9 protein-coding genes are annotated in these 12,419 nt (G+C 40.8%); 7 read left to right on the forward strand and 2 right to left on the reverse strand.

The window, feature by feature from the left end; all coding sequences use genetic code 11:
• Nucleotides 1-25 precede the first annotated feature (25 nt).
• The 3 genes from BMX50_RS01075 to BMX50_RS01085 all read left to right on the forward strand — a co-directional run bounded on the left by BMX50_RS01075 (nucleotide 26) and on the right by BMX50_RS01085 (nucleotide 4,524).
• Nucleotides 26-565, forward strand: coding sequence for a hypothetical protein (locus BMX50_RS01075; protein ID WP_091206423.1), 540 nt, complete (start codon nucleotides 26-28; stop codon nucleotides 563-565).
• 376 nt (nucleotides 566-941) lie between these two features.
• Nucleotides 942-4,271: a beta strand repeat-containing protein gene (locus BMX50_RS01080; protein WP_091206426.1), complete on the forward strand. Its 3,330-nt coding sequence runs from the start codon at nucleotides 942-944 to the stop codon at nucleotides 4,269-4,271.
• A 4-nt stretch (nucleotides 4,272-4,275) separates the two neighbouring features.
• On the forward strand, nucleotides 4,276-4,524 hold the full coding sequence (locus tag BMX50_RS01085; protein ID WP_091206432.1) for a hypothetical protein: 249 nt from the start codon (nucleotides 4,276-4,278) through the stop codon (nucleotides 4,522-4,524).
• 54 nt (nucleotides 4,525-4,578) lie between these two features.
• Here the strand turns inward: BMX50_RS01085 and BMX50_RS01090 are convergent, their stop codons facing one another.
• The gene (locus tag BMX50_RS01090) at nucleotides 4,579-4,938 is read right to left on the reverse strand and encodes a DUF7009 family protein (RefSeq protein ID WP_091206450.1); all 360 of its coding nucleotides are present in this window, start codon (nucleotides 4,936-4,938) and stop codon (nucleotides 4,579-4,581) included.
• A gap of 4 nt (nucleotides 4,939-4,942) precedes the next feature.
• Nucleotides 4,943-5,671 (reverse strand): uroporphyrinogen-III C-methyltransferase, encoded by a 729-nt coding sequence (gene cobA, locus BMX50_RS01095; RefSeq protein WP_091206454.1) that lies wholly within the window; start codon nucleotides 5,669-5,671, stop codon nucleotides 4,943-4,945.
• Nucleotides 5,672-5,960: 289 nt separating this feature from the next.
• Here cobA and nirB point away from each other — a divergent pair, with 289 nt between their 5' ends.
• The 4 genes from nirB (at nucleotide 5,961) to BMX50_RS01115 (ending at nucleotide 12,413) form a co-directional block, all read left to right on the forward strand.
• Nucleotides 5,961-8,456 carry a nitrite reductase large subunit NirB gene (nirB, locus tag BMX50_RS01100; protein ID WP_091206457.1) on the forward strand — a complete coding sequence of 832 codons (2,496 nt, stop codon included), beginning with the start codon at nucleotides 5,961-5,963 and terminating at the stop codon, nucleotides 8,454-8,456.
• A 66-nt stretch (nucleotides 8,457-8,522) separates the two neighbouring features.
• Entirely contained in the window at nucleotides 8,523-8,873 is a 351-nt protein-coding gene (nirD, locus tag BMX50_RS01105) for a nitrite reductase small subunit NirD (RefSeq protein WP_091206459.1), read from the forward strand.
• A 601-nt stretch (nucleotides 8,874-9,474) separates the two neighbouring features.
• Nucleotides 9,475-11,016 carry an alginate export family protein gene (locus BMX50_RS01110; protein ID WP_091206462.1) on the forward strand — a complete coding sequence of 514 codons (1,542 nt, stop codon included), beginning with the start codon at nucleotides 9,475-9,477 and terminating at the stop codon, nucleotides 11,014-11,016.
• A 104-nt stretch (nucleotides 11,017-11,120) separates the two neighbouring features.
• Complete coding sequence (locus tag BMX50_RS01115) at nucleotides 11,121-12,413, forward strand: MFS transporter (RefSeq protein ID WP_091206465.1); 1,293 nt, start codon at nucleotides 11,121-11,123, stop codon at nucleotides 12,411-12,413.
• The last annotated feature ends 6 nt before the right edge of the window (nucleotides 12,414-12,419 follow it).

Genomic DNA, 12,419 nt, shown 5'->3' on the forward strand with positions numbered 1-12,419 from the left:
ATGTTTAGTATAAATAACCTGTAATATGAAATCACAACTTATCCTGCCATTATTATTATTATTATTAAGTAGCTCCGCTTTTTTAAGCTCATGCAGCAAACAAAAGAGTGAAAAAGATGAATTAAAATTAGACGACAAGAATTTAACCACATGCGCTACAGGTGCCGATTGTAGTTTCATGTTCACCGAACAAGCTGATTTTGAAGGCTACACTTCCCTTAAGCCAGGTACATACCGTGTATTTTGGAGTATCCAGCAAGGTTCTGGCATTACCTCTACTTTATATATCAAAGCCCCTATGCCGGGTAAAAGTTTTTCTCTCGCAAAAACTGACATCCTTGCCGGTAAAATACAAGTTAACAGTTCATGCCCCACTTGTTACATGATCCCATTTAAGCCCGTGGATGGTTACGTAAAAGGCATTAATATCACTCCCGATAAACAGGCTGATCAAACAAAATGGTTGGTAGAGGCAAAGATATTTTTGCAGGCCGATGAAAACCCCCAGCTAAAAGACACTGTTTTTATCAAGCAATATTTCTATCCAAATTTTGTAATTAATTAACCCGTAATAATTGATTTCCCCCAGGGCCTTTCAGGTTAATGGAAATGCAGCTTCATTGTACAGGTTCAGTTAAATTCCTTGAAAAAAACTGAATGTTATGGATTACTCTGAAATGTGCAATAATTCTTTTTATGCACATTCGTTAATTGTAACGTGTTTTTTTCATTGTTAATATAACTTTTAAGAAAATTGTAGCGTATAACGAAATGCCTAAAAACAATGAGCGCAAAACAATTTGAAAACGAGCTATCTAAAAATAACCCTGCTGTCAATATGTGCACTCTTAATAAATATACGTGCTTCTGCAGCTACCTTTGATTGGACCGGAACTATTTCAACAACTTGGACTGATCCTTTAAATTGGTCTGTAGGGGGATTGCCAACCTTAGTATATCCAGGTCAGGGCGGTGTTACTACCGACATTGTTCGCTTTGGTGTTACAGGATCGACTTACACAAACCAACCTGTCCTTTCGGCAAACGTTACAGTAGCTTCAATCACTTTTGGAAGGATTCAATATGTTTCGGGAGGAGTTTTAGCGGGTACATCGCTGACCGGGACAATATTAACTGTAAATAGCGCGACACTAACGGTAACAGGTGATATTGGCCAGGATGTCAATACTAATGCAAGTGGTACCATTTTCAATGATATGAGGGGAACCGGTGCTATTTCCTGCACGAATATACAGATCGGTACTAATTCGGCTACCTATGGTAGTTTTTCATTTTTGTTTTCAGAGGTTAACACGCTAACAGTCAGTAATAATGTAAATATACACCTGAACGTAAAACAACAAAACGGAAGCGGGTTCAGATTGGAAGGGGGGACTATGACCATAAATAACCAGATAACCTTTACAAATCACAGTGTTACCAGTCAGAACGGCGCTTACTTTACAGTGAATGCCCTTACATCATATAAAACAACTAATACGGTTGTAAATCCAACATTAATCCTTAATGCCACAAACGCTATCGGAACCATACCTGTACCTTATGCGTCCTGTAACTTTTATGGTGACCATGGAGGTAAAGCTACTGTTAATTATAAAGGGGCTAATCCTGTGATTTATACAACCTCGGTGCAGGGTTTTGGCCCGGGCGGTGGGCCCGTAAACACAAATGCGGCTACAGATCGTACTTATGACAACCTTATTATACAAGGCAGCGGCACCGCTGTTATTGGTGGTACAACGGCTGGTCAAACAAGTTATTTAAATATCGATTCCACATTTACCACAAACTCAAATGTGTCATTTTCCAATGCAACCAATACTGCTACCAAAATTGGTGTGGCTGGTTCAACAGCCGCCATTTGGACTAATAATGCAGTTGCAACGATTACTGGGGGAACAGGATCAATTGATATAAACGGAACATTGACAAATGCCGGCACCATGAATATGGGCACCGGCGCTTTAAATATTGCTAAAGATTACACCAATACCGGAACATTTACCGCTAATTCAACCCCAACCATCACCTTTGATGGTACAACGCAAACCCTAACAGATGCGACAAGTACCGGTACAAATTTTTACAACGTAACCTTCACCGGTAGCGGAACCAAAACAATGGCCTCAGGCAGTAAATTTACCGTCGCCCCGTTATATACATTAAGTGTAACCGCTTCAGCAAGCGCGGCATCAACTCTTGCGGTAGGTAACGCCACATCAACAACATCGGCGCTTACGTTATTGTCTACTTCTGTTGGGGATGCCAGTATTGGTAGTCTTGTATCAAGTGGTTTTGTTAACAATATAACCGGTAGCATCAATGTTCAGCGTTATGTGAAAGGTACGTTGCGCCGGTATATGCTGCTTTCATCGCCGGTTACCAATGGAACCACAACATTTACTTCGCCCGCAAGTGCTATCAATACCTATAATCTTCTACCTTTAATAGCAACTACCTTTATCACCGGCCCTGGTGGTTCTACAAATGGGTTTGATAATGCCACCGCTACAAATAATAGCCCTTCGGTTTTTGTTTATGATGAAAACGCGCCGGCCAGCACAGATCCGAATCAGGTGGTGAACAATGAATATAAACCATTTAGTTCAACAAGCCAGGGTTTACCTGCTGCCAACGGTTTTTTATATTATTTCAGAGGGAGCAGGAGCATAGTTAACCCTTTTGTAAGGCCGTTCCCTGCGACAGATAATGCTACATTGAATTTTTTTGGGACAGTTATTAAAGGTACAGGTACCGCTGCCGCCAATGCGCAACTAACTGCGAATATTGTCAATTTTCCAGCTACGCCGCCAACTTATTATACTGCTACAGCAGTAAACGCTCCACAAACCCTTTCATACGGTTCAAGCAATTCTACAAAAAAGGGGCTTAATCTTATTGGTAACCCTTACGCCTCGGTAATTGACCTTCATGCGCTTTACCTTGCAAATACTACTAATAAATTTTACTACATGCTGGTAAAGGATGCCAGTACCGGAACCAACAGCTCGTCTACCAAGTTTGCGTTGTATGACGCCAGCACAGGTTCTGTGGGAGCAGGTTCAAACCGTTACGCCTTATCGGGACAAGGTTTTTTCACTTTGGCAAGTTCTGCATCGGCCATTAAGTTTGATGAAAGCATGAAAGTTGCTTACTCTCTTTATTCGGCCTCTCCATCATCTAACCCCATATTTAATGTTATAGGCAATCCTGGTAAAAATATTGCCGCTTCATTTGCAAGTAAGGCTACTAATGACGTTGAAAGTACATTACCCCGCCTTACCATGGAATTGGTGCAGGATACAGTAGTGCACAACTCCACCGATATTAATTTTGACGGCAGTGCCAGTACTAAATTTGTTCCAGGCGAAGACGCGCCATACTATCAGCCATCAGGTCAGGGTGATTTGTTTTATTCGTTAAGCAGCGATTCTATAGGTTGCTTTGCTAACTACACGGGTAATCTCGAAAAATTAAAACGGGTAAACCTGATTGTTACTTTTTCTAACTATGGCACATATAAACTTACCTCACCGGTAAAAAAGAATATAGACGCAAGATATTCAATCTACCTGAAGGATAAATACACCAACGATTCGCTTGACGTTGTGCATAATGCCGAATATGCATTTAAGGTAGAATCAAACCCGGCAAGCTATGCTCATGACAGGTTTTATCTTGCTATTGGTATAGTACCCGGACATGATTACCGCCTATTAACCTTTACAGGAAAGAAAATTACTGAAGGTATAGCCCTGAACTGGGAAACCAATAATGAAAGCAACTTTACAAAATTTGCTGTTCAGAAAAGTGCGGATGGAGGTAAAACTTTTTTAACTATCGATAGCCTGCAATCAACCGGGGAAGGTAAATATACTTATACCGATCAAACTCCCGGGAGTGGCCAGGTCATATACCGGCTGAGCCAAAACCTGGTAACCGGCGAAAATAAATTATCTGATAACCTCAGTTTTGAAATACAGCCGGGCCCCGGCTTAAATAAGTTTTTGGTATATCCAACTGTAGTTTCGGCCAGCACAGTTAATATAAAGTTAGAACAAACATCCTCCAGGGCTGTTAGGATAAGTATCGTTAGTCCTTCGGGGGCTATTGTCAGAAAGCTATCGGCAACAGGTACCAATACCTTACAGGAAAATGTTAATAGCTTAGGCAGGGGACTTTATATAGTGGTTGCAGTTAATGAAAGCACGGGAGATAGAATTGGAAGTGGAATGTTCTTTAAACAATAACAGTATGTACATATTACCTATGATTACATCAAAATGGAAAACAATATTAGCTATTATAATAATCAACCTGCTCACTGTATCCTGGAGCTTTGCCGATCCGGGAGATGGTCTTTGCGATGGTAATGATGGCGGCCCCGATGGTTGTCCGCTGGATACCTGGGTATGGGCATTGATGTTAGTTGCGCTGTTTTTTACTGTTCGGCGTTTAAGGTTGAATAATCTTGCCAGGGCAACAGCAAAGCAGTCGGTTTAAATGATTTTTATTTACTGATAAATAGTTTGTCAGCAAATAAAAATCATTCCAGGATTAATGCTGAAGTTTTAAGCTAAGTGGGTTAGGATAATTATCACTCTGATCTTCGGCAACATTATCCAGGCATTTGAAGTCTTTTTCAACAAGCAAATACATTGGGCTGTTGTTGTTTTCGTAGCCAACGCGATCCGTACTTGTCCATTCAATAGCCATAGTAACCGGCATATGCATAATTATAGTATTGCCATTAAAGTCTGCAGTTAAAAAATCGGTTGCAGAGCGTTGCAGCGCATACTTAAATGTTTGTGAACCAAAATTGGTGCGTTCTTCCAGGTATCCGTCCCTGTCGAAATTTTCAACGTCGGTTTTGGTTAAGCGATAGCGCAGTGAGTTTCCTTTTATCCTGATCTTCATTTTTTTAATTTTTTACGTTAACAACATCTCCTATAATAATAATAGCGGGATAGGTAAGTTGGTTATCTGCGGCGAGAGCCTCAAGGTTGCATACTTTTCCTTTTGCTGATTTTTGATGGGGTAATGATGCATGCTGAATAATAGCTGCCGGTGTATCTCCCTTGCCTGCGTTTATATAGGCTGATGCAATTTCGGCCAGCTTTTTCATGCCCATATATATAACAACTGTAGCGTTGCTGTGCATGGCGCAGGTTAAGTCGGCTGATAGGCTGCCATCTTTTTTTGTACCGGTAACCATCCAAACGCTCTCGCTCACCAGTCGGTGAGTTAGGGGGATGTCATCCAATCCGGAAGCCTGCATGCTGGTTACACCAGGGATATAATGAGTAGTGATACCATGTTGACGGGCATAAATTATTTCTTCAAAGCCACGGCCAAATATAAACGGGTCGCCTCCTTTTAATCTCACCACATTGCCTTTAGTAAAGGCGTAGTGTTTTATGAGTTCATGAATTGTTTCCTGGGGGGTATAATCGCCATAGGGTTGCTTGCCAACATATACTTTTTCGCAATCATCCCGGCTTATTTCCAGTAATTCCTTGTTAGCCAGGTTGTCATATAATATCACATTTGCTTGTTGCAATGCCTTAAATCCCTTAATTGTTATTAATTCGGGGTCTCCCGGGCCTGCTCCAAGTATAAAAAGCTCTGGATTTTGTATTTTATTTTGCATTTTGTTAAATTCAATGTTAAAAAATGGCTTTTTGCGTCTTTTTATTTTAATGATTTTGATAAAAATGCAAAATCAGTTAAAAAATATTGTCTTAAAAATGATATAAATTATAATTATAGCACTAATTTACGTAATTAAATGCCAATAATTATGATTTATATGATAAAAAATTGAAATTAAATTTTTATTTGATGTTTTTTTGAGTTATAATTGTGATGTAAATGAAATCAAGGTCGCAGTTGGGTTCATTTTAGTTTGAAAATTGCTTTAACATTTAAAAAATTTCGATATGTCAAAACCAACCATCATTGTTGTTGGCAACGGTATGGTAGGTTATAAGTTTTGCGAAAAACTTTTAGCCAGATCAACTCAGTTCCAGATAATTGTTTTTGGCGAAGAGCCGCGTCACGCTTATGACAGGGTGCATCTTAGCGAGTATTTCAATGGTAAGTCTGCCGATGATCTTTCTCTGTCCACTTTGTCATGGTATACAGATAATGGTATAGCATTGCATTTGGATGACCCTATCCAGGAAATTAACCGCACCGAAAAAACAATCCATTCTTTAAAAGGCGTTACCCTTAAGTACGATTACCTGGTTTTAGCAACCGGCTCTTCAGCTTTCGTTCCTGATATTCCGGGTATCGAAAAGGAGGGGGTGTTTGTGTATCGTACCATTGAGGATCTGGAATTAATTAAAGCTTGTGCTGTTAATGCAAAATCGGGTGCTGTAATGGGTGGTGGGTTGCTGGGATTGGAAGCTGCCAAGGCCCTGATAGATCTTGGTATTGCCGAAACGCATGTTATTGAATTTGCGCCACGCCTGATGCCGCGCCAGATAGACTCCGCAGGAAGCAATATGCTGCAAATGAAATTAAGTCAACTGGGCTTGCAAATGCACTTAAATAAAAGTACTGCTGCTATTACTGGTGATAAAAAGATCCAGGCGTTGAGATTTAATGACGATAGTCAGCTTGCAGTAGATATGTTGGTTATATCTGCAGGTATCCGCCCGCGCGATGAGCTGGCTAAACTTGCAGGCTTGCATGTAGGTACCCGGGGCGGCATTGTGGTGAACGAAAAAATGCAAACCAGCGACGAGTGTATTTATGCCATTGGAGAGTGCGCCTTGTATGAGGGTATGATATATGGCCTGGTGGCACCGGGTTATGAAATGGCTGATATTGTGGCCGCTCACTTAACGGAAGTCGACAAAAGCTTCTATGGTTACGATATGAGCACCAAGCTTAAATTGATCGGCGTTGATGTGGCCAGTTTTGGAGATGCTTTTATAACTGAACCTGATTGTCGCACTATTTTATTTGAGGATACGCATAAGGGAATCTATAAGCGTATTAATATAACAAATGATGGCAAGTATCTTTTAGGTGGTATTTTAATTGGTGATGCGGATGCTTATAATATGCTGCTGCAAACCGTTAATAATAAGATAGTATTGCCTCCGGACCCGGAAGATCTTATATTGGGGTCAAGAGGTGGTGAAGCTAATGCCGGAGCTGGCGTAATGAGTTTGCCCGACGATGCATTGATCTGCTCGTGCGAGGCTGTTACTAAGGGAGCAATTTGTTCGGCTGTAAATGAAGGTGGCGTTACTGGTATCGATGGTATGAAAAAATGCACCAAGGCTGGTACCGGCTGCGGTGGCTGTGTGCCATTGGTTAAGGATTTAATTGCCGGTACCATGAAAGCTAATGGTCAGTATATTAAAAATGTTGTCTGTGAGCATTTTGACTACTCGCGCCAGGAGTTGTTTGATCTTGTTAAAATAAGCGGGCTTAAAAACTACGATCTTGTGCTCGATCATTATGGCAAAGGCGACGGTTGTGAAGTCTGCAAACCGGTTGTGGCCAGTATATTATCCAGTTTGTGGAATGATGTTATTGTAAAACAGGAGGTGATACAGGATAGTAACGATCGTTTCCTGGCTAACATCCAAAAGGGCGGTACTTACTCTGTTGTGCCCCGCATTCCGGGTGGTGAAATTACGCCTGATAAATTGATCGTTATAGGCCAGGTTGCCAAAAGATACGGATTATATACTAAAATAACAGGTGGGCAGCGTATTGATATGTTTGGCGCGCATCTGAGTGATTTGCCTTTGATCTGGGAGGAGCTTATTGATGCGGGCTTTGAAAGTGGTCATGCTTATGGCAAGGCGCTTCGTACCGTAAAAAGCTGCGTGGGTAGTACCTGGTGTAGGTTTGGTTTGCATGATAGCGTGACCTTTGCCATTGAGGTAGAGGATAGGTATAAAGGTATTCGCGCGCCGCATAAAATTAAAGGTGGTGTGAGTGGTTGTGTGCGCGAATGTGCCGAAGCGCAATCAAAAGATTTTGGAATTATAGCTACAGAGAAGGGGTGGAATTTATATGTGTGTGGCAATGGTGGTTCTAAACCTCAGCATGCTCAATTGTTGGCTACGGATATTGATAAAGAAACCGTAGTTAAATATCTCGACAGGTTCCTGATGTTTTATATAAAAACTGCCGATCAGTTAACGCGGACTGCAACCTGGCTTAATAAGCTTGATGGTGGTATGAGTTATCTTAAAAACGTGATTGTAAATGATAGTCTTGGACTGGGCGGGCAGTTAGAGGAAGAAATGCAGGCCCTGGTAGATACTTACCACTGTGAGTGGAAAGAGGCTATTAACAATCCCTCAATGCGCAAACGTTTCGCTCACTTTATCAATGCTCCTGACGAAAAAGATCCCCATGCTCAATTTGAACCTATGCGTGAGCAGGTGCGCGCAAAAGAGTGGTAGGTTTTAGTAGGAAAGTTCTGGTTTTTTAGTCCAAGGTTAGATTAATCATTATTAAAAGAAAACACAATGGAAACAATTATAGCAACACAGTGGATCATGGCTTGTTATGTTGATGACGTGCCCGAAAATGGCGGCTCGTGCATTAAACACGGTGACGAACAGATAGCGATATTTAATTTTGCGCGCCGCAATGAGTGGTATGCAACTCAAAATCTTTGTCCGCACAAGCAACAAATGGCGATATCTCGCGGGATGATTGGCAGCGCTGGTGAAAGCTGTGAGCCAAAAGTGGCCTGTCCTTTTCATAAAAAAACATTTTCACTTCTTACAGGTGAGTGTTTGGGTGAAGAAGAGTTAGTTATAAAAACCTATCCTGTAAAAATAGCCGATGGGAAAGTTTTTGTGGGAATTGATTGAAAAATAAATACATCCAGGTTAAGGATAAGATGAATTTATGGTAAGCGCCGTTGCTGAATAGGGTAATGGCGCTTTTTTTATGTGTTTTTGTTTGAATTATGGTGTTGTTTTTACACTAAGTATTGTGTTTTGTATTTTTGTTTGGTTTTTTTGCCTGTTTTTTACAGGCGTTTTCTTTTGATTTTTGAGGTTTATGGCAAATTTTAATGTTTGTTTGTTGTTTAACTTGGTTTTATATGGTGTTTTTTCTTGATTTTTCGAATTTAAATTTGATTTGTATGGTTTTTTAATTGCTTTTTATCTATTAATAAATTGTTAAAAATGCATTTCTGTGGTTTTGTATTATTTAAGAAATGAATTTTTATTAAAAAAACACCTTTTTAATGATTTTTATCATAAAAATTCATTTTAAAAATCAATTATTTGCACTCATTCATTAAATAAGTTATATTTATCATAATTAAACGGATAAATAAATCAAAAAATAGATTGAGCCTATGGTAAAAACCAAAAACGCATAAAAAAGCCCTGCCGGGAGGTCGCATTCCCAGACAGGGTTAAATAGTTTTTAATCGCTTTAACAAATAAAAAACCAATTCAAATGTACAAAAATGTATCTAATCAATACACTATTGGAAAAATTCTATTAATTATATCATGTTTCGTTTCTTATAATGCTTCGGCGCAGCTGTCTTTAACCGGGCAAATCAAAACAAGAGGCGAATTACGTGATGGTTATGGAACTTTGGAGCCAATAGGTAACAAAAATGCAGCCTTTGTATCGCAACGAACGCGGCTCACCTTTAATTACAAAAGCAGCAAGCTTATTTTTCAAACATCGGTACAGGATGTAAGGCTTTGGGGGCAGGACGCCTCAACCATTACTATTAATGACGGCAGCCGCTTAAGCCTGCACGAAGCCTGGGCCGAACTGATCCTCTCCAATAAAAAAGACACTTCCTTTAAAAAATCACCTGTCGATTATTTTGCCATAAAAGCTGGTCGCCAGGAAATTAGCTATGACGATGAGCGTTTGCTTGGTTCTACAGATTGGATACAACAAGGCCGCAGGCATGATGCCATCGTATTAAAACTTCTTCAATCCGGCTGGCAGGTTGATCTCGGCGCAGCCTTTAATCAAAGTTCTGACGCTATTAATTATAACGGTACGTATTATACACCGGCCAATGTGCCTGCTACAGTAAAGGATAGCAAAGGTAATTTGGCAAATACACCTGCCGGGCTTATTCCGCTGGTAAATGCTTCGGGCATTAGCGCAAAAAACGGCAATCTTTCATTCTTAAATCCGCCCGGCACTAACGGGCAAAACCAAAACTATAAAGCACTTGAATATCTCTACTTTGCAAAGAAATTTAATAAAACTAAGCTAACAGGCCTTTTCCTTGCCGATCAGTTTGCCAAATACAAGCTTGATTCGGTAAAAAACACTTCAGGAGAGGATGTTGGTTATATATATGGCCGCCGGTTTAACCAGCCTGGAGTTAATACCCGCTATACAACCGGGCTGCTTGTTAATCCCGTTTTCGGTAGTAAAGATGAATGGGCTGCTACCGCTGGATTTTATTACCAGGGAGGTCATGATCGCGATGGAGCCGAGTTAAGCGCTTACACTTATACTACGTCTTTATCATACAGAAACAGTAATCTGGCTTATACAGCCGGCTGGGATTATCTGTCAGGAAATGACGCGTTATCTACCTCAAAGACCGACCATCGCTTTGACCCTTTATATGGTACTCCGCATAAGTTTTGGGGCTATATGGACTACTTCTATGCAGGTAGCGGATCTCCAACCGGCGGCTTGAGTAATCCTTATGTTAAAATTAAATACCTGTCAGATAATAAGCGTTTTAGCACCGAGCTGGCAAATCATTACTTTCTGTTAGCCAAAGACCAGAAAGGGGCTGATGGGCAACCCATTGACAAATACCTGGGTACCGAATTTGACTTAACGAACAGCTATAAGCTTAACAAATTCACCGTTGTTGATCTGGGCTTATCCTATATGGCCGCAACCCATAGCATGGAATATGCCAAAGGTTTAACGCCGGATGCTAATAAGCTTCACCCATTTTGGGCATATCTGCAGCTAAATATCAAACCTGAGTTTTTAAACAAGTAATGCGTGGCCGAAAGCTTAAGGCTAAAAGCCTAAAGCGAAAAACATTATAAAATTAGAGTATAAACAGCTTTTAGCCTTGCGCTTTAAGCTTTAAGCTTAAAAAAATGGAAAAACAACTTACCAAACTCAATATATTCTCATTTAAGGGTGTTCAAATGCGCACCTTCCATATTACCTGGCTCATGTTTTTTGTGTGCTTTTTTGGATGGTTCGGTTTGGCGCCGTTAATGCCAACCATACGTGCCGAATTACATCTGAGTAAAGGACAGGTGGGTAACACCATCATTGCATCGGTAGCTGCAACAATTATAGCCCGCCTTATTATAGGTAAACTTTGTGATACCTGGGGGCCGCGTAAAACAGCCGTTAGGTTATTAATTATTGGTTCGTTGCCTGTATTTCTGGTAGGGCTTGCACATGATTACACTTCATTTTTATTGTTTCGTCTGGCTATTGGCGTAATAGGTTCATCGTTTGTAATTACACAGTTCCATACTTCAATGATGTTTGCGCCTAATATAAAAGGCACGGCAAATGCGGTAACCGGCGGTTGGGGCAACCTTGGCGGTGGTGTAACCAATATGGTTATGCCTTTAATATTTGCTGCCATAGTTGGGGCTGGCTTTACCAAAGCCGAAGCCTGGCGCTATGCCATGATAGTTCCCGGCGTAATGATGCTGATAATAGCTTTTGTATACTGGAAGTTTACTAAAGATACCCCTAATGGCAACTATGATGAAGTTGGCTACGCCAAAACTAATCCATCTAAAACCGATTGGTCAATATTAACAGATTGGCGCGTTTGGGCCTTGACCATGGCTTATGCGATGTGCTTTGGCATGGAGATTACCTTTGATAACGTAGCTTCCCTGCATTTTGTAGATACTTTTCATTTATCGCAAAGTTCGGCCGGTTTCTGGGCAGGTATTTTTGGGTTCATGAACATTTTTGCCCGTGCCTTAGGCGGTATTGTGTCTGATAAGGTTGGCGGTAAATTCGGCATGCGGGGCAAAGGTTTGCTTTTGGCCGGCGTGTTACTACTTGAAGGTATGGGGCTTATCTTGTTTGCTCAGTCGGGTAGCCTTACAATGGCCATCATTTCTATGCTTTCATTCGCGCTGTTCCTTAAAATGTCAAATGGTGCTACTTATGGCATAGTGCCGTTTATCAATAGCAAAAATGTTGGGATGGTAAGCGGCATAGTAGGTGCCGGCGGTAACCTTGGAGGTATGCTGTTTGGGTTTCTTTTCAAATCAGAGCATATTACTTACGTACAGGCATTTACTTACATCGGCATAACCGTTATGGTGGTATCTGCAATTGTACTGATCACCCGTTTTCAAAAACAGGCCGAGCCTCAAACAGCAGATGAACCCGCTTTAGCCTTAGGAGCTTAAAGCCGA

It is taken from the genome of Mucilaginibacter gossypiicola (assembly GCF_900110105.1).
GTDB classification, from domain to species: domain Bacteria; phylum Bacteroidota; class Bacteroidia; order Sphingobacteriales; family Sphingobacteriaceae; genus Mucilaginibacter; species Mucilaginibacter gossypiicola.

Bases quoted from the DNA above. Each gene is read 5' to 3' on its own strand.
- BMX50_RS01075 (WP_091206423.1), top strand. From the start codon at position 26: ATGAAATCACAACTTATCCTGCCATTATTATTATTATTATTAAGTAGC.
- BMX50_RS01085 (WP_091206432.1), top strand. From the start codon at position 4,276: ATGTACATATTACCTATGATTACATCAAAATGGAAAACAATATTAGCT.
- BMX50_RS01090 (WP_091206450.1), bottom strand. From the start codon at position 4,938: ATGAAGATCAGGATAAAAGGAAACTCACTGCGCTATCGCTTAACCAAA.
- cobA (WP_091206454.1), bottom strand. From the start codon at position 5,671: ATGCAAAATAAAATACAAAATCCAGAGCTTTTTATACTTGGAGCAGGC.
- nirB (WP_091206457.1), top strand. From the start codon at position 5,961: ATGTCAAAACCAACCATCATTGTTGTTGGCAACGGTATGGTAGGTTAT.
- nirD (WP_091206459.1), top strand. From the start codon at position 8,523: ATGGAAACAATTATAGCAACACAGTGGATCATGGCTTGTTATGTTGAT.
- BMX50_RS01110 (WP_091206462.1), top strand. From the start codon at position 9,475: ATGTACAAAAATGTATCTAATCAATACACTATTGGAAAAATTCTATTA.
- BMX50_RS01115 (WP_091206465.1), top strand. From the start codon at position 11,121: ATGGAAAAACAACTTACCAAACTCAATATATTCTCATTTAAGGGTGTT.